The following is a 16961-nucleotide window of genomic DNA, read 5'->3' as shown; positions in this document are numbered from 1 at the left end:
CCGCGGGTCAGCCCCGTTTGACGGCCACGGTGACGTCCAGGACGAACGGTTCGACCACCACGCCGTCCGGGAACTCGGCGAGCACGGCCTCCCGTTCGGCGGCCAGCACCGGTGCGCGCTCCTCGGGGCCGAGCGAGGCCAGGTAGGAGCGCGAGGTGAGGTCGGTGAGCAGGTGCTCGACGGTGAGCCGCCGCTCCCAGCGCAGCACCGCCCGTTCGACCGCGAGGCCGGCCGGGGCGAAGTGGGCGGTGTGGGCGCTGATCCCGCCGTAGCCGTGGTAGCGGTCGGGGAGGGCGGCGGCCATCCGCCGGCCCCGGGCCCGGACCCACGGCACGGTCTCGTCCTGCACGTTCCACCAGGTGGCGACGGCCCCGCCGGGCCGCAGCACCCGGATCGCCTCGGGGACGGACCGCTCGGGGTGGGTCCAGTGGAAGGCCTGGGCGTAGGTGATCAGGTCGGCGGACGCGTCGTGGAAGGGCAGGTCGTCGCCGTCGCCGCGGACCAGCGGCAGGGCGGGTGAGGAGAGCAGGAACCGGGCGGCCATCCCGTCGCTGGGCTCGACCGCGACGACGTCCGCGCCCCGGGCGGCCAGCAGCCGGGTGGCGATGCCGGTGCCGGCGCCGACGTCCAGGACCCTGGCCCCCTTGAGGGCGCGGCCCCAGAGCCGCTCCACCGTGTCGAACAGCTCGTCGGGGTAGCCGGGGCGGCCCCGGTCGTACTCGGCGGCGACCGCGCCGAAGCTCAGGGCGGCCTCGCGGTAGTTCCGACGTTCCGTCATCTCTCCCCCTCGGTGCGGCTGTTCGCGCCCGGCCGGGCCCGGGCTCAGCGTACGCGCGAGGGGGTGGCCAGGTGCAAGCGGGTGAAGGCGAGGGCCTCGGCCAGATCGGCCTCGCGTTCGGCGGGGGACGCGGAGCGGCGGGTGTTGACCTCCAGCACCACGTGGCCGTCGAAGCCGGTGCGGGCGAGGTGCTCCAGGAGCTCGGCGCAGGGCTGCTTGCCCCGGCCCGGGATCAGGTGCTCGTCCTTGCCGGAGCCGCTGCCGTCGGCCAGGTGGACGTGGGCGAGCCGGTCGCCCATCCGCTCGACCATGGCGAAGGCGTCGACCCGGGAGGTGGCGACGTGCGAGAGGTCGATGGTGAAGTGCCGGTACTCCTCTTCGGTGACGTCCCAGCCCGGCGCGTACGCCAGCACCTCGCGGTCGCGGTAGCGCCACGGGTACATGTTCTCGACGGCGAAGCGGACGTCGGTCTCGCCCGCCATCCGGTTGATGCCCTCGACGAACTCCCGCGCGTACTGCCGCTGCCAGCGGAACGGCGGGTGGACGACGACGGCGCTCGCGCCGAGCTTCTCGGCCGCCGCCCTGGCCCGGACCAGCTTGGTCCACGGGTCGGTGGTCCACACCCGCTGGGTGATCAGCAGGCAGGGCGCGTGCACGGCCAGGATCGGCAGCTGATGGGCGTCGGAGAGCCGGCGCAGGGCCTCCAGGTCCTGGCTGACCGGGTCGTTCCAGACCATCACCTCGACCCCGTCGTAGCCGAGCTTGGCGGCCAGTTCGAAGGCGACGGCGGTGCTCGCCGGGTACACCGAGGCGGTGGACAGCACCACCTTGGTGTCCGGGATGTGCAGGGTCGGGTGCTGGGGCAGTACGAGCCGGTCGGTGGTGCGCAGCAGCGGCGGGCGGGCGGCGTCGCGCTTGGCGGCCTTGACCGAGCGGACGGACTGGACGGCGGCCTTGGCGGCGCCGGCGGCCCGGGCGGTGCGGGTCTCCTTGGGCGGCTTCGCCGTGGTGGGCTCGGTCGTCTTCTTTGTGGCCTTCTTCACGGTGTGCTGGGCGGCCTTGACCGCCTTGGCGGCCTTGACCGCCTTGGCGGCCTTGACCGCTTTGGTGGCCTTGGCGGCCTGCGCGGCGGTGGCGCCCTTGACGGCCTTGCCGAGGGACGCCTTGCCGAGGGACGCCTTGCCGAGCCCGGCCTTGCCGAGCCGTCCGCGCGGGCTCGTCGGCCGCGGCTGCCCGTCCGCTCCGGGAGCGCGGCCCTCCTGCGTTCCGTCCTCGCCCGCTGGTTGCACCACGGGAGACAGCGTAAGCGGAGCACGCCCGGAACGGGGTGGGATGCCCGGCGGAGTGACCATCGGCACGCCCGGGCCTCCGGAGAAGCCCTACAGGGTGAGCGCGGGGCGGCGGCGGTCGGCGGGGCTGTCCATGGCGTCCAGCTGGCGCAGGATGATGCCCTCGCGCAGCGCCCACGGACAGACGTCCAGCTCGTCCAGGCCGAACAGGTCCATCGCGGCGTCGGCGACCAGCGCCCCGGCCAGCAGCTGCTTGGCCCGGCCCTCGGAGACGCCGGGGATCTGCGCGCGCTCGGCGACGGTCATCCCGGACAGCCGCGGCAGCCAGGCGGACAGCCCGCTGCGGGTGAGCCGGCGGTCGGCGTACGGGCCGGCGTCGGCGGGGGCGGCGCCGGTCATCCGGGCCAGCTGCTTGAAGGTCTTGGAGGTGGCGACGGCGTGCCGCGGCGGCCCCAGCCGGGAGATCTCGCCGACCACGTGGGCGATCTCGGCCCGGACGTGCCGTCTCAGCTCGCGCAGTCCGTCCGGGTCGGCGACGTCGCCGGGCAGCCAGCGGGCGGTCAGCCGTCCGGCGCCCAGCGGCAGCGAGCAGGCGACGTCCGGCTGCTCGTCCAGGCCGCAGGCGATCTCCAGCGAGCCGCCGCCGATGTCCAGGTTGAGCAGTCGGCCGGAGGACCAGCCGAACCAGCGGCGGACGGCCAGGAAGGTGAGCCGGGCCTCGTCCTGCCCGGAGAGCACCCGCAGTTCGACCCCGGTCTCGTCGGTGACCCGGCGCAGCACCTGCTCGCCGTTGGCGGCCTCGCGCACGGCGGAGGTGGCGAACGGCAGGATGTCGACCACGCCCTTGTCCTCGGCGACCCGCAGCGAGGAGGCGACGTGCCCGATCAGCCGCTCGATGCCGGCCTCGCTGATCGCGCCGGACTCGTCCAGCAGCTCGGCCAGGCGCAGCTCGGCCTTGTGCGAGTAGGCCGGCAGGGGGGCGGCACCCGGATGGGCGTCCACCACGAGGAAGTGGACCGTGTTGGAACCTACGTCGAGCACACCGAGTCGCATAACTCTCCACGCTACGCGATGCGGACGTCGAGGAGATCGGTCGTGACGGTATTCGCCCTGGTCCGGATCGGTCCCGACCGTTCGGTGACCGCTCTTCAGTGGCCGCGCTGTCCGGACCGGCGTTCGGTGCGGCAGTTGGCGTCCACCCAGCGGCGGGCCGGGCCCGGGGTGTCGGTGATCAGGCCGTCGGCGTCCCGGGCGGTCATCAGCTGCCAGGACTCCTCGCCGTCCAGCGTCCAGACGTAGACCTCGCGTCCGGCCTTGCGCTCGGCGGCGATCCGGGCCGCGCTGGCCAGGCCGGCGTCCAGGGCGATCCCGTTCAGCTTCAGGTCGCCCGGGTCCTCGGCGATCCCGCCGCTCTGGATCAGCACCACGGGCAGGGCGGGCGCCACCGCGTGGGCCCGGCGCAGGTGGTCGACCGAGAAGGAGTAGAGGATGACGTGCGCCTTGCTGCCGGCCGCGATCCGGGCGATCCGGGCGACGTCCTCGGCGCGCTGCCACTTGATCTCCATCAGCAGGGTGGCGCTGCTGCCGGAGAGCCGCTGGAGCAGCTCCTCCAGGGTCGGGACGGGCTGGGCCGGGCCGGGGTCGACGGTCACCCGCAGCGCGGCGACCTGGGCGGCGGTCAGGTCGGCGACGGCGCCCTTGCCGTTGGTGGTGCGGTCCACGGTGGGGTCGTGCATCAGCACCGGGACGCCGTCCCGGGTGGTCTGGACGTCGGTCTCCAGCCAGTCGGCGCCCTGGTCGAGCGCGGTCTCGAAGGAGGCCATGGTGTTCTCGGGCGCGTTGAACGGCGCACCCCGGTGGCCGATCACCACCGGGGAGCCGCACACCGGCGTCGCGGCGGCCGAACGGGCCTGCAGCGCGGGGCCGCCGCCCGCGGCGCAGCCGGCGGCCAGGGTCGCGAGCGCGGCGAGGACGGCCGTCCGGGCGGTGCGGGGCGGGGCGGCGGTCACAGGGGCTCCAAGAGGCTGCTCGGGTCGCGCAGGTCGTTCGGGTCGCTCGGGTCCTGGGTTCGACTGGTTCGCGGTCATCTGATCGTTCTGACAACTCCGTGACGGTGTCCGGTTCCCGGGAGCGCCGTCTGAGGTCGGATCAGAGCAGACCGTCCCACAACTGTTCCACGATGACGGCCCACCAGTTCTCCGGATCGCCGTAGACCGCACCGTCCAGCTCCGCCAGGCCCCGCTGCAGGGCGTCCACCGCCGCGCCCGCGGCCGCCGGGTCCAGCCCGCGCAGTGCGGGCCACCAGCCGGCGAACAGCTCCAGGCAGCGGACGAAGGCCCGCAGGTCGGCGTTGCAGTGGCGGGCCGTCGCGTAGTCGGGGTCGACCGCCCGGACGGCGCCCGATCCGGCGTCCAGGGTGATCAGCGCCCAGCCGTCCGTGCCCAGCACCAGTTGCCCGGCGAGCGCCAGCCGCTCCCGCTCGGCCGCCCGGGTGCCGCGGCCGAGCCCGGCGAGGTGCGGGGCGAGCGGCGGCAGGACGGTGCCCGGGCGGGAGCCGTCGGCGATCGCCTCCACCCCGGGGTGGTGCAGCGCGAAGAACCCGTCCACCGCCTTCGGCACCCCCGCGGCCAGCAGCAGCGCGGCCGCGTCCCCGGGCAGCTCCGCACGCGTCACGTCCGCCCGATCGAAGCGCTGCACGCCCGCCGGGCCGAAGCGCCGGGTCAGCCGCTCCGCCAGCACCGCGTCCGGCTCCCCCGGCGACGGCGGCACCGCGCGCGGGAACGGCACCCGGTTGCGGCCCGGGCCCTCCGGCGGGGCGGGCAACTCCCGTACGGCGGCGGCCCGGTGGTCGAAGCGCGGCCCGTACGGCAGCTCGAAGTCCAGCCGGGCGTGCGGCAGTTCGGCCGCCAGCGCGTAGGACCAGTAGCCGCCGGGCAGCGCGCTCAGCCGCAGGTCGGTCCGCACCGCCAGCACGTCCTCGGCCGGGATGCCCTGCTCCCGCAGCCACCACCAGCCGCGCAGCGCCGGGTGCGGCAGACCGGGGGCCGAACGCAGCGCCAGCGCGTGGGTCCCGCCGGCGCCGTCCCGGTACGTCAGCTCGGCCCGGGCGCCCCGGCCGGTGGCCGGCGGTCTGGTCGGGTCGTAGCCGCCCGCGCCGACGAAGTCCCGGTAGAGCCCGACCACTTCCTCGACCGGCACCGACGGCCACACCGTGAACCGCCCGCTCTCCCGGTCCACCACGGCACACGCGGCCCCCACCTCCACGGGCGCCCGCCGCTCGCCGCTGCGCGGATCCACCTCCACCCGCGGCGGCTCCGCCCACACCACCCACCCGAGCTCGAACTCGTGCGCGCACACCCGCCGCACCGCCCCGGCTCCCTGCGGCAGATCCCCGTTGATCCACCGATGCCCCGCCTCGACCGCCTGCGCCCGCGAGATCACCCGTCCACCCCCGTCCTCGATTCGGACCTCACTATCATCCAACCCCCGCCGGCTACCAGCGGAGTCCGCCGGGGGAGGACACTGGTACCGGTCCCGTCCGACGAGAACCTCCGGAGGAATGGTGAGCGCAGCACCCATGCACGGCCACCACGACGACCGTCAGCCCATTGCCCGCACCCAGGACGCCGTCGCCGCCGCCCTCCCGCCGGCACAGCGGATGGAGTTCTACCGGGAGATGGGCGAAGCCGACGACGAGACGATCGGCGGCGTCCTGCGCCGCTGGTGGCTGCGTGCCAATCTCTACCGCGACCCGGAGGGTGACCGCATTCATGCCGCCATCCAGGACGGCACCGCCCCCGGCGTCCCGGCGTCCACGGTGCTGCGCCGGCTCGGGGCACAGTGAGCGACCACCTCCAGATCCCTGACGAGGACAACCCGATCACCCTCTCCCCAGCCGTGGAGGAACTCCTCGGGGACCCTGGCACGGCACCCGACGTGTTCTCCGCCGTCGTCGCGTTCCTCGTCGACCTCCGCGAGAACGCCCACCCCCGCCTGAGCACGCCGGTACCAGGCCGACCCGGCATGCACTCAGCGCCGCTGCGCCGCGATCTCGGCCTGGTGGAATACGCAGTGCACGAGGGGCAGGAGCCGCTGCGGATCTACGTCTCCCGCATCCTTCGAGTGGATTGATCGAAGCGCCTTGGCGGGGTCGGTTCCCCGCAGTCACCCGGCCGCGGCCAGGTCGAGGGGCCGGCCCTCCGGGGTCAGGGCGATGGCCCAGAGGCCCTGGGTGGCGGGGTGGAGCGGGGCGGGGCTCCGGCGGGCGAGTTGGTGGTCGAGGTAGGTGACGGTGTCCTGGTGGTTGACGGCGTTCCAGGCGTGGGGGCGCCCGTAGGCGTCGAGGGTGAGCAGGACGGCCTGGGCGCCGTGGCCCGCGCGGCGGAGTTCGTCGGCGAGGCGGGTGAAGGCCTGGCCGCCGTCGCCGAGGTCGCGGAAGGGGGCGCCGAGTTCGCGCTCGGCGCGGTCGCGGCCGCCGCGTTCGCCGGCGTCGCCCTCGGTGGGGATGCGCGGGGCCGCGCAGGTGGGGCGGCCGGTGTAGGTGTCGACGGCGGAGAGGGCGATCTCCAGGCTGTTGTTGGCCCGTCCGGGTTCGCCGTGGCCGCCCGCGTTGACCACCTCGAACCAGCCGCCGACGGCCGGGTCGGGGTGGCGGACGGGCAGGCCGTCCTCGTCGCGCGGCACCCGGCGTTCGAGTTCGGCCTGGTGCTCGGGGTCGACCGGGCCGAGTCCGCCGGGCAGGCCGTACGGGCGGCTGTCCGCGATGGTGCGCAGCCGGAGTTCCGGGTCGTCGGTGAGCGGGCCGCGCCGGGCCCGCAGGGCGAGTTGGAGGGCCATGGCGTGGGCGGTGGCGACCGGGACGGCGCCCCAGGCGAGGGTCGGGTCGGCGAGGGCCGCGGCGGTGTCCCGGCGGCGGCCGTCGGCGTGCTGCGGCTCGGGCCGGCCGATGACCGGGGTGGTGCCGACGATCGGCGGTTCGGCCGGGGCGGGCGGCGGGGCGGCCGGGCCGGGGGCGGTGCCCGGGTGCGGGGCGGTGCCCACCGGGGTGCGGGGCGCGCCCGGCCGGGGCTCGGCACCGGGCTGGGGTCCGCCGGCCACGGGGGCGCCGACGGCCGGGGCGCCGGCTCCGGGCCCGCCCGTCCCGGTGACGCTGCCCACGACGCCGCCGGGCACGCCCGTCCCGATGCCGCTGCCGAAGGGCGCGGCCACGTGTGCCGCCCCCGGCCCGGCCGACACGCCGCCGGCCGCGAGCGGGCCGGGTCCGACCGGGCCGACGGTGCCGATCCCGGGGTAGCCGCCGGAGTAGGCCGGTGTCCCGAACTGCCCGGGCACGCCGACCACTCCGACCGGCCGGACGACCGACGGCGCTTCCGGGGCCGAGCCGTACGCCGGGCCGGCCGCCTGGCCGTACCCGGAGCCGTACGCGGGACCGCCGGTGGACGGCGGGGCGGCGGGCGCGGGCGGGGCACTCACCGAGTCGGTCCGTACGGTCACCGGCGCGCTGCTGCCGCCGCCACCACCGTGGGTGGGCGCCTGGAGCGGGTAGTCCCCGTCCGACCAACTCGCCGCCACCGGTCCGCCGCCCTGGTGCGCCGCCGCGGCCCGCACCGACGGCCCGTCGTCCCGCCCGGGCGGCGACCAGTCGGCGGCGGCCGCCACCGCCCGGTGCGAGCCGCCGTACGGGGGGCCCGACGCCGGTGCGGCGGCGACCACCGGATCGGCCGCCGGGGCCGCGGACGGCACCGCGGAGGGATCCACGACGGCAGTGGCGGAACCCACGGGGACGACGGCGGAATCCACGGTGGGGAGCGCGGCCGGGACCACGGCGGGAGCGGCCGTCGGGTCCACCGTCGGCACCACGGACGACGCCGGCACCGTGCCCGGCGCCTTCGGATCGCCCTTGGCATCGCGGGGGTCGGTGAGGTCGGCGAGCGGCAGCCCGTGCAGTTCCTTGCCCTGCCGGTCGGTGAGCACCGGCTGCCCGTGCTCGTCCAGCCGGACGCCCAGGTCGGCCACCCCGACCACCGGCTTGCCGTCCGACCCGGTGACCACGAGCAGCCCGGCGGCATCGGCCACCGGCGTGCCGTCGGAGCGCAGGATGACCGGCTTGCCGTCCGGGCCGAGGACGGGCTGCCCGTGGTCGTCGAGCTTGACGCTGAGGCCGGGCACCCCGACCAGCGGCTTGCCGTCCCGCCCGGAGAGCACGACCAGTCCGGTGCCGTCCTTCCCGAGCACCCCGGGCTCGCCGAGGGCGGTGGGCAGTCCGGCGGCGAGCGGGTCGAAGCCGCCCCTGGTGCGGTAGGAGGCGGTGGTGACGCCCGTCCCGGACGCGGTGCCGAGCCGCAGCAGGGCCACGGCGGCCGGCTCCTTGAGCGCGGTGGCCAGGGCGTCCTTCATGCCGCGGCCGAGTTCGGCGAGCAGCCCGGCGATCTTCAGCGCGGCGGTCTCCACCGCGACGGCCTCGACGCCCGCGGCGACCTGGGTCGTGGCCGCGTTCTTCACACCGTCCGCGAGGCCGGCGACGGACTTCTCCAGCCCGCCGAAGACCCCGGTCTGCCCGGTCTGCCCAGCCTGCCCGGTCTGCCCGGTGCTCGTGGCGACCACGGCCGCCGTCTGCTGGACCTTGGCGGCCTGCTCCTGGGCCTGCTCGAGCTCGGCGGCCAGGTTCTGCAGGGTGGCGATGATCTCGGCCTTGCCGCCGTCCACGGCCTGCGCGGCGGCGTCGAAGGCGGTGGCGACCAGCCCGACCGCGGTGTGCGCGTCCACCAGGTGGCCCTTGCCGCCGTCGCTGTACGTCCGCCAGTACGCGGTGAAGGCGTCGACGGCGTGGCCGGAGTTGTCGGCGGCCACCCGTTGGACGGACTCCCCGCCGCGGCGGGTGATCCGGTCGGCCTCGGCGGCGAACTCCCGCCAGTGCGCGGCCGCCTTGCGCAGGGCCTCCTCGTCGGCCTGCGGCCACGGGTGGCCGGTCCTGGCCAGGAGCGGGACCAGTTCCTCGGGCAGTTTCCGGGACACGCGCTTCTCCCCCTTCGAGCCGGGCCGTTCAGACCGACATGTCCTGGGGGACGGCGGGTGCCGCCCCCGGGGTTGCCCCGGATCCCGAATACACCGCCGGCCGGGCGACGGGCCCGGCCGGGCCGGCCGAGGGGTCCGGCTGCCCTCCGAAGCCGTCCGCGGTCGAGGTGTCGGTGTCCGTGGTCCGTTCCGCCATCGCGTGCAGCCCGGCGCCGACCTGCCCGACCTGCCCGGCCAGCGCCCGCAGCCCGCCGAGGAGCTCGCCGTGCGCCGGGCCGTACACGGCGGCGAAGGCGCTGCCCGGCTGGTCGGTGCCCCAGGGCGTGCCGAGCGCGGCCAGGCCCTTGTCCAGGGTGCCCACGGCCTTGCCCAGTTCGCGCCCGAGCTTCTCGAACTCCCGCCCCTCACCGTGCAGTTCCCACGGCTTGAGGACGAACCCGCCGCTGCCGCCGTCGGACGTCCCGGTGCTGCCGCCTGCCATCCCCGTACCTCCCCGTAGCGACTGGCCGCCCATCCTAGGCACCCGCCCGCCCCCGCCCGTACCGCCCGCCGGACCTCTTCACCCCGCCTTCACCACGCCCCGGGTGCGACCACCCGCCCGTACGCCCCCGCGAAGCTCTACCCTTGCCGGGTGGCACCAGCAGAAACGTCCAAGAAGAAGGCCAAGGCGAAGCCCGAGGCCTCCCCCGCCCCCGTCGACCTCGCGATGCCGACCCTGCGCCGCGAGATCCCGCGCGACGAGGTCCCGCTCGACTTCCCGCGCGCCTGGGTCGAGTTCGCCGACCCCGCCGACGACGAGCAGGTCTTCCGCTGCGACCTCACCTGGCTGACCTCCCGCTGGTCCTGCGTCTTCGGCCAGGGCTGCCACGGCATCCGCGAGGGCCGCGGCGAGTCGGACGGCTGCTGCACGCTCGGCGCCCACTACTCGGACGAGGACGACGAGAAGCGCGTCCTGGAGCACGCGGCGCGGCTGACGCCCGAGCTGTGGCAGAACTTCGCCGAGGGCACCGACGCCAAGGGCCGGATCAGGGCCGACGGCGGCATCACCATGCTGGACGAGGACGGCGACCGCCAGACCCGCCGGGTCAACGGCGCCTGCATCTTCGTGAACAGCCCCGGCTTCGCCGGCGGCGCCGGCTGCGCCCTGCACGCGCTCGCCCTCAAGGAGGGCCGGGAACCGCTGGAGACCAAGCCGGACGTCTGCTGGCAGCTGCCGATCCGCCGCACCTACGACTGGATCGACCGCCCCGACGACACCCGCTACCTGCAGGTCTCGATCGGCGAGTACGACCGCCGCGGCTGGGGCCCGGGCGGCCACGACCTGCACTGGTGGTGCACCGGCGCCCCGGCGGCGCACCAGGGCGCGGAGCCGGTGTACGTCAGCTACCGCCCCGAGCTCACCGAGCTGATGGGGAAGGAGGCGTACGACGTGCTGGCCCGGCTGTGCGAGCAGCGGATCGCCACCAAGGGCGACCGCAAGGTGGCCCCGCACCCGGCGGACCCGGCCAGGAAGCCCAAGGCCGGGTGACCTACTTGTCGATGTCGCCGACCACGAAGAACATCGACCCGAGGATCGCCACCATGTCCGCCACCAGCGTCCCCGGCAGCAGCTCGGTCAGCGCCTGGATGTTGTTGAAGGACGCCGAGCGCAGCTTGAGCCGCCACGGCGTCTTGTCGCCGCGCGAGACCAGGTAGTAGCCGTTGATCCCGAGCGGGTTCTCGGTCCACGCGTAGGTGCTGCCCTCGGGCGCCTTGAGCACCTTGGGCAGCCGCTGGTTGACCGGGCCGGGCGGCAGGGTGGCGAGCTTGTCGAGGCAGGCGTCGGCGAGGTCCAGCGAGTTGAGGGTCTGCTCCAGCAGGCACTCGAAGCGGGCCAGGCAGTCGCCCTCCTCGCGGGTGACCACGGTGAGCACCTGCCGCAGCTCCTCGGAGCCGTACGCGAGGTAGGGCTCGTCGCGGCGAAGGTCGAGGTCGAGGCCGCTGGCCCGGGCGATCGGGCCGCTGACCCCGTACGCCTCGGCCTGGGCCCGGGTGAGGACGCCGACGCCGGCGGTGCGGGCGCGGAAGATGTCGTTGCCGAGGACGAGGTCCTCGAAGACCGGCATCTCCGACCGGACCTTGGCGACGGCGGCGCGGACCCGGCCGAGCCAGCCGGCCGGAAGGTCCTCCTTGAGGCCGCCGACCCGGTTGAACATGTAGTGCATCCGGCCGCCGGAGGCCTCCTCCAGCACGTGCTGGAGCTCCTCACGGCCGTGGAAGGCGTGGAAGATCGGGGTGATCCCACCCAGCTCCAGCGGGTAGGAGCCGAGGAACATCAGGTGGTTGAGCACCCGGTTGAGCTCGGCGAGCAGGGTGCGCACCCACACCGCCCGCTCCGGGACCTCCATGCCGAGCATCCGCTCGACGCCGAGCACCACGCCGAGTTCGTTGGAGAAGGCGGAGAGCCAGTCGTGCCGGTTGGCCAGCATGATGATCTGCCGGTAGTCGCGGGCCTCGAACAGCTTCTCCGCGCCCCGGTGCATGTAGCCGATCACCGGCTCGGCGGTGACGATCCGCTCGCCGTCGAGCAGCAGCCGCAGCCGCAGCACGCCGTGCGTGGCCGGGTGCTGCGGGCCGATGTTGAGCACCATGTCGGTGGTGCCCGCCTCGCCGGTGAAGTTCTCGGCTCCCGCCCCGATGCCGACCGTGGTCTCCCTCATGACCCCAGAGTCTGCCATCCCGGCAGCAGCTCCAAGCTCGCCGGTACCGGCATGTGGACGGCCTGCAGGACCCACCCGAAGCTGCCCAGTCCGGCCGGGTCGGTGAGCTCGCCCCCCTCCCCCGCGCCGCTCAGCGCCCGCAGGTACGCCGCCGGGTCGGTGGAGGCGAGCGCCAGCGACGGGCGCGCGCCGCTCACCCCGAGCGCGTGCAGGGCCTCGCGCTGGGTCGTCCACAGGCTGTGGAGACCGGGCACCGCGATCGCGTCCAGCGCGACGTGCACGGTGACGTCGCAGGAGCCGTCCGGCACCGGGGGTACCTCCCGGCCGTCCCGGAAGCCCGCGTGGGTGCCGAACAGCGGTCGCCGCTGCGCCGTGTGCCCGTAGTCGACGGCGACGGCCAGACCGCGCTCCAGCCCGGCCACGGCCCGCGCCCAGGCGGCGTCCCGGGGCGCGCCGAACTCCACGAAGTCCCCGGGGTGCTCGACCGGCCACCAGCGCTCGGCCCAGGCCGCGTCCGCCGCCGAGACCGGCTCGCCGAACCGCTCGTGGCCGGTCGCGGTGTCCACCTCGACGTAGCGCAGCACCCCGTCCCCGTCCACCTCCCCGGCGTCCAGCGGCACGTTGTCCAGCCACTCGTTGGCGAACAGCAGCCCGGTCAGGCCGCGCGGCAACTCGTCCGTCCACAGGACTGTGGACGGCAGTCCGGCCGGACGCTCCGCGATCTCCACGCCGTACGGGCGCAGCCGCGCCAGCACCTCGCCGGGCAGTTCGGCCAGCACCCCGGTCAGCAGTTCCCCGCGCCCGGCCCCGACGTCGACCAGGGCCAGCTCCTCCGGACGGCCGAGGGCCTCGTCAACCTCCAGCAGCAGCCGGGCCACCGCACGGGCGAACCGGGGCGAGGCGTGCACCGAGGTGCGGAAGTGCCCGGCCGGGCCCTCCGGCCTGCGGTAGAAGCCGCCCTCCGGGTCGTACAGGGCCCGTTCCATGGCAGGCGCCCACCGCATCCAAGTCATGGGGCGGGACGCTACCGGGCCCCCGGGGCCCCCTCCCAACCGGAGCGGCGACGTCTCCGACCTACGGAGTAGGGCGGATCGCCCTACCGGCGGACCTGGGCACCTCGCGCGACTGCCTAGGCTGGAGACGTGCATCGACTCAACGCCTGGCTCCGCCGTCACCCCATGGTGGTCGACGCCGCCTGGGCGTCGATCGTGCTCTTCCTCGGCCTGCTGCCGAACAACGAGTTCGACACCGGCTGGCGCCTCAACGCCGAGCTCCTGGTCGCGGTGCTGCTGCCGCTGCTGATGGTCTTCCGCCGGCGCTTCCCCGACGTGACGGTCGCCGCCGCCACCGGCGTCGCCCTCGCCCAGGTGGTCGCCGACGTCGAACCGGGCGCCTCGGCCATCGCCTACCTGGTCTTCGCCTACACCGGTGCCGCCTTCGGTCAGAAGTGGACCTCCCGGCTGGCCCTGGCCGCCGGGCTGGCCGCCGGGCCGCTGACGTTCTGGCAGATGAACCCGCTGAAGACGACGGTGCAGGGCGGCGAGGCGCACTCCCGCCCGTACAACCTCGGCGAAGCAGTGCTGATCATGGTGCTGATGAGCACCCCGTTCATCCTCTGCTGGGCCTGGGGCCGGCTGACCCGGGTGCGCCGCGCCTACCTGACCGAGCTGGAGGACCGCGCGGCCCGGCTGGAACGCGAGCGGGACGCCCAGGCCAAGGTGGCGGTCGCGGCCGAACGGGCCCGGATCGCCCGCGAGCTGCACGACGTGGTCGCGCACAACGTCTCGGTGATGATCGTCCAGGCCGACGGCGCCGCCTACGTGCTCGACAACTCCCCGCAACAGGCGAAGGAGGCGCTCGGCACGATCGCCTCCACCGGACGGCAGGCCCTGGTCGAGATGCGCCGCCTGCTGGGCGTGCTGCGCACCGCCGACACCGCCGAGGAGTACGTCCCGCAGCCGGGCGTCGAGGAGCTGCCGGACCTCCTGGAGCAGGTCCGCACCGCCGGGCTGCAGGTGGACTACGCGACCTCCGGGCACCCGCGCGAGCTGCCGCGCGGCGTCGAGCTGACGGTCTACCGGATCGTCCAGGAGGCGCTGACCAACGTCCGCAAGCACGGCGGCCCCGACGCGCACGCCCGGGTCGCGGTCGACTTCGGCGAACGCGAGCTGGCCGTCCTGGTGGAGGACGACGGCCGCGGCAGCACCGACGAGCAACTGGCCACCGGCGGCGCGGACGGTCTGGGCCACGGCCTGATCGGCATGCGCGAGCGGGTCGGCATGGTCAGCGGCAGCCTCGACGTGGGCCCCCGCCCCGGCGGCGGCTTCCGGATCCGCGCCGTCCTCCCGCTCAAGGCGGCGCACTAACCCCCTCTTAGGAGCCCCCCTTGACCATCCGCGTGATGCTCGTCGACGACCAGGAGCTGCTGCGCACCGGCTTCCGGATGATCCTCCAGTCGCAGGGCGACATCGAGATCGTCGCCGAGGCGGGCGACGGCGCGCAGGCCCTGGACCTGCTGCGGCACACGCCGGTGGACGTGATCCTGATGGACGTCCGGATGCCACGCCTGGACGGGGTGCAGGCGACCCGCCGGATCTGCCTGGCCGGGGACGGCAGCCCGCTGCCGAACGCCCCGCACGTGCTCATCCTCACCACCTTCGACCTGGACGAGTACGCCTTCGCCGCGCTCAAGGCCGGGGCCAGCGGCTTCCTGCTCAAGGACGTCCCGCCGACCGAGCTGGTGGCCGCGATCCGCGCGGTGCACGGCGGGGACGCGGTGGTCGCCCCGACCACCACCCGCCGGATGATCGACCGCTTCGCCGAGGTGCTGCCCACCCCGCAGAGCGCGCCCGGCTCGGACGTCCTCGGCCCGCTGACGGAGCGCGAGCGGGAGGTGTTCCTGCTGGTCGCCCAGGGGCTGTCGAACGGTGAGATCGCGGCCCGGCTGGTGCTCTCCGAGGCCACCGTGAAGACCCACGTCGGCCGGATCCTGGCCAAGCTGGGGCTGCGCGACCGGGTCCAGGCCGTGGTGCTGGCGTACGAGGCCGGCCTGATCCGGGCCGGGGCGGCGGACTGACACTTCCGTACACTGGGGCGGTACGTCCGGTACCCGCAGGTGGACCGGAACGGTCATTCAGGACAAGGGTGGACATGGGTTCGTCCGACTTCGCCGGCTTCGGTGAGTTCGCCCCGCTCGGCGACCAGGCCTTCGCTGATCCCAGCGACCCCGGCAACCGCCCGGCCCGGCTCGCCGTCGGCGTGGTCGGCACCGGCCGGGTCGGCCCGGCGCTGGGCGCCGCGCTTCAGCTCGCCGGGCACACAGTGGTCGCCGCCTCCGGGGTGTCCGCCGCCTCCCGGCGCCGCGCCGACGCGCTGCTGCCGGGCGTGCGGATCGTCACCCCGCCGCAGGTCATGGCCGCCGCCGACCTGGTCCTGCTGACCGTCCCGGACGACGCGCTGGCCGACCTGGTGTCCGGCCTGGCCGCCACCGGCGCCGTCCGCCCCGGCCAGTTGCTGGTGCACACCTCCGGCGCCCACGGTGTCGGCATCCTGGAGCCCGCCACCCGGGCCGGGGCGCTGCCGCTGGCCCTGCACCCGGCGATGACCTTCACCGGCACCTCCGTCGACCTCGCCCGGCTGGCCGGCTGCCCGTTCGGCGTGACCGCCCCCGAGGAGCTGCGGCCGGTCGCCGAGGCGCTGGTGGTGGAGATGGGCGGGGAGCCCGAGTGGGTGCCCGAGGAGGTCCGCCCGCTCTACCACACCGCCCTCGCCCACGGCGCGAACCACCTGGTCACCCTGGTCGCCCAGGCGATGGAGCTGCTGCGCACGGCCGGCGTCGCCGAGCCCGGCCGGATGCTCGGCCCGCTGCTCGGCGCCGCCCTGGACAACAGCCTGCGCTCCGGCGACGCGGCCCTCACCGGCCCGGTCGCCCGGGGCGACGCGGGCACCGTACGGCGCCACCTGGCGCAGCTCAGTACGGTGTCCCCGGACGTCCCGGCGGCCTACCGCGCGATGGCCCGCGCCACCGCGCAGCGGGCGGTGGCGAACGGGACCCTGTCGACCGACTCGGCGGCCGCTGTGCTGGACGCTCTCGACCTCAACGAGGAGAAGCGCTAGACGTGACTCCTCCCCGGCCTGGACCGGGGCTTCTTTACTCGGTCGCCGAAGCGACCTCATGACGGACAAGCCCTGCCCGGTGCGTCACCGCACGGGACGGAGCGCAACAAGGCGGCGGCACGTTCGCGCAGCCGAATGATCGAAGGAGCGCAGGAATGGCGGGCAAGGCCCAGCGAAGCAAGCCCCAGCGGACGCCGAAGGTCCACCGGGCCGTCGTCACCCACACCGTGGACGACTTCGAGGCCGCGTTCTGGCCGGACGAGAGCCCGGTGGACAACGCCGTGGTGATGACCATGGGCGCGCTGCACGAGGGCCACGCCGCACTGATCCGGGCCGCCCGCAAGCAGGTCGGCCGGGAGGGCCGGGTCGCGGTGACGGTCTTCGTCAACCCGCTGCAGTTCGGTCCGTCCGAGGACCTGGAGCGCTATCCGCGCACCCTCGACGACGATGTGAAGCTGGCCGAGGAGAACGGCGCCGACGTGGTCTTCGCGCCGTCCGTCGACGAGGTCTACCCGAACGGCGAGCCGCAGGTGCGCCTGGCGGCCGGCCCGATGGGCGACCGTTTCGAGGGCGCCACCCGGCCGGGCCACTTCGACGGCGTGCTGACCGTCGTCGCCAAGCTGCTGCACATCACCGACCCGGACTTCGCCTTCTTCGGCGAGAAGGACGCCCAGCAGCTGGCGGTCATCCAGCGGATGGTCGCCGACCTGGACTTCGACGTCGAGGTCGTCGGCGTGCCGACCGTCCGCGAGGAGGACGGCCTGGCGCTGTCCTCGCGCAACCGCTACCTCTCCGAGGAGGAGCGCAGCCACGCCCTCGCCCTGTCCAGGGCCCTGTTCGCCGGCCGGGACGTCGCCGCCCAGGGCCCGAAGGCCGTGCGCGAGGCCGCCTCGGCCGTCCTGGACGGCGCCGAGGGTGTCACCCTTGACTACCTCGCCCTGATCGACCCGCACGCCTTCACCGAGGCGGCGGACGACTTCCAGGGCGAGGCGGTGCTGGCCGTCGCCGCGAAGGTGGGCTCGACCCGCCTGATCGACAACGTCCGCATCATCGTCCGATAGAGGC

At 75.0% G+C, this 16961-nt stretch carries 16 protein-coding genes; 7 read left to right on the top strand and 9 right to left on the bottom strand.

Annotation, left to right across the window (positions count from 1 at the left end; translation table 11 throughout):
• Nucleotides 1-7: 7 nt before the first annotated feature.
• The 5 genes from O1G21_RS21930 to O1G21_RS21910 form a co-directional block, all read right to left on the bottom strand.
• Complete coding sequence (locus O1G21_RS21930) at nt 8-778, bottom strand: class I SAM-dependent methyltransferase (protein WP_270146260.1); 771 nt, start codon at nt 776-778, stop codon at nt 8-10.
• Between the two features lie 44 nt (nt 779-822).
• Nucleotides 823-1626, bottom strand: coding sequence for a sugar phosphate isomerase/epimerase family protein (locus tag O1G21_RS21925; RefSeq protein ID WP_270151168.1), 804 nt, complete (start codon nt 1624-1626; stop codon nt 823-825).
• Between the two features lie 531 nt (nt 1627-2157).
• Entirely contained in the window at nt 2158-3120 is a 963-nt protein-coding gene (locus O1G21_RS21920) for a Ppx/GppA phosphatase family protein (RefSeq protein WP_270146258.1), read from the bottom strand.
• A 95-nt stretch (nt 3121-3215) separates the two neighbouring features.
• On the bottom strand, nt 3216-4076 hold the full coding sequence (locus tag O1G21_RS21915) for a glycerophosphodiester phosphodiesterase (protein WP_270146256.1): 861 nt from the start codon (nt 4074-4076) through the stop codon (nt 3216-3218).
• Nucleotides 4077-4215: 139 nt separating this feature from the next.
• On the bottom strand, nt 4216-5508 hold the full coding sequence (locus O1G21_RS21910; RefSeq protein WP_270146255.1) for an SUKH-4 family immunity protein: 1293 nt from the start codon (nt 5506-5508) through the stop codon (nt 4216-4218).
• Nucleotides 5509-5629: 121 nt separating this feature from the next.
• Between O1G21_RS21910 and O1G21_RS21905 the strand changes: the two genes are divergently transcribed.
• Both O1G21_RS21905 and O1G21_RS21900 read left to right on the top strand, forming a co-directional pair.
• A complete protein-coding gene (locus O1G21_RS21905; RefSeq protein ID WP_270146253.1) occupies nt 5630-5911 on the top strand; it encodes a hypothetical protein in 282 nt (93 codons plus the stop codon).
• On the top strand, nt 5908-6198 hold the full coding sequence (locus O1G21_RS21900; protein ID WP_270146251.1) for a hypothetical protein: 291 nt from the start codon (nt 5908-5910) through the stop codon (nt 6196-6198). The genes O1G21_RS21905 and O1G21_RS21900 overlap by 4 nt, the downstream gene beginning before the upstream one ends.
• A gap of 33 nt (nt 6199-6231) precedes the next feature.
• On the opposite strand, the gene O1G21_RS21895 is transcribed toward O1G21_RS21900, so the two are convergent.
• On the bottom strand, nt 6232-9081 hold the full coding sequence (locus tag O1G21_RS21895; protein ID WP_270146249.1) for a toxin glutamine deamidase domain-containing protein: 2850 nt from the start codon (nt 9079-9081) through the stop codon (nt 6232-6234).
• Between the two features lie 28 nt (nt 9082-9109).
• Entirely contained in the window at nt 9110-9562 is a 453-nt protein-coding gene (locus tag O1G21_RS21890; RefSeq protein ID WP_270146248.1) for a hypothetical protein, read from the bottom strand.
• A 150-nt stretch (nt 9563-9712) separates the two neighbouring features.
• On the opposite strand from O1G21_RS21890, the gene O1G21_RS21885 reads away from it, so the two are divergent.
• On the top strand, nt 9713-10609 hold the full coding sequence (locus tag O1G21_RS21885) for a hypothetical protein (RefSeq protein WP_405000694.1): 897 nt from the start codon (nt 9713-9715) through the stop codon (nt 10607-10609).
• A gap of 1 nt (nt 10610) precedes the next feature.
• Here O1G21_RS21885 and O1G21_RS21880 read toward each other — a convergent pair whose 3' ends face one another.
• Both O1G21_RS21880 and O1G21_RS21875 read right to left on the bottom strand, forming a co-directional pair.
• Nucleotides 10611-11780 (bottom strand): NADH-quinone oxidoreductase subunit D, encoded by a 1170-nt coding sequence (locus O1G21_RS21880; RefSeq protein WP_270146246.1) that lies wholly within the window; start codon nt 11778-11780, stop codon nt 10611-10613.
• Complete coding sequence (locus tag O1G21_RS21875) at nt 11777-12793, bottom strand: SAM-dependent methyltransferase (RefSeq protein WP_270146244.1); 1017 nt, start codon at nt 12791-12793, stop codon at nt 11777-11779. Before O1G21_RS21875 ends, O1G21_RS21880 begins: the two co-directional genes overlap by 4 nt.
• Before the next feature lie 129 nt (nt 12794-12922).
• Here O1G21_RS21875 and O1G21_RS21870 point away from each other — a divergent pair, with 129 nt between their 5' ends.
• From O1G21_RS21870 to panC, 4 genes are all read left to right on the top strand, one after another.
• On the top strand, nt 12923-14146 hold the full coding sequence (locus O1G21_RS21870; protein ID WP_270146242.1) for a sensor histidine kinase: 1224 nt from the start codon (nt 12923-12925) through the stop codon (nt 14144-14146).
• A gap of 20 nt (nt 14147-14166) precedes the next feature.
• On the top strand, nt 14167-14856 hold the full coding sequence (locus O1G21_RS21865; protein ID WP_270146240.1) for a response regulator: 690 nt from the start codon (nt 14167-14169) through the stop codon (nt 14854-14856).
• A 74-nt stretch (nt 14857-14930) separates the two neighbouring features.
• Nucleotides 14931-15896, top strand: a complete 966-nt coding sequence (locus tag O1G21_RS21860; RefSeq protein WP_270146238.1) for a Rossmann-like and DUF2520 domain-containing protein — start codon at nt 14931-14933, stop codon at nt 15894-15896.
• A 155-nt stretch (nt 15897-16051) separates the two neighbouring features.
• Nucleotides 16052-16957, top strand: a complete 906-nt coding sequence (panC, locus tag O1G21_RS21855) for a pantoate--beta-alanine ligase (RefSeq protein WP_270146236.1) — start codon at nt 16052-16054, stop codon at nt 16955-16957.
• Nucleotides 16958-16961: the final 4 nt, after the last annotated feature.

The organism is Kitasatospora cathayae (assembly GCF_027627435.1).
In the GTDB taxonomy this organism is placed as follows: Bacteria; Actinomycetota; Actinomycetes; order Streptomycetales; family Streptomycetaceae; genus Kitasatospora; species Kitasatospora cathayae.
The sequence above is the reverse complement of the archived record's forward strand: the minus strand, read 5'-3'. Positions and strand labels throughout refer to the sequence as shown.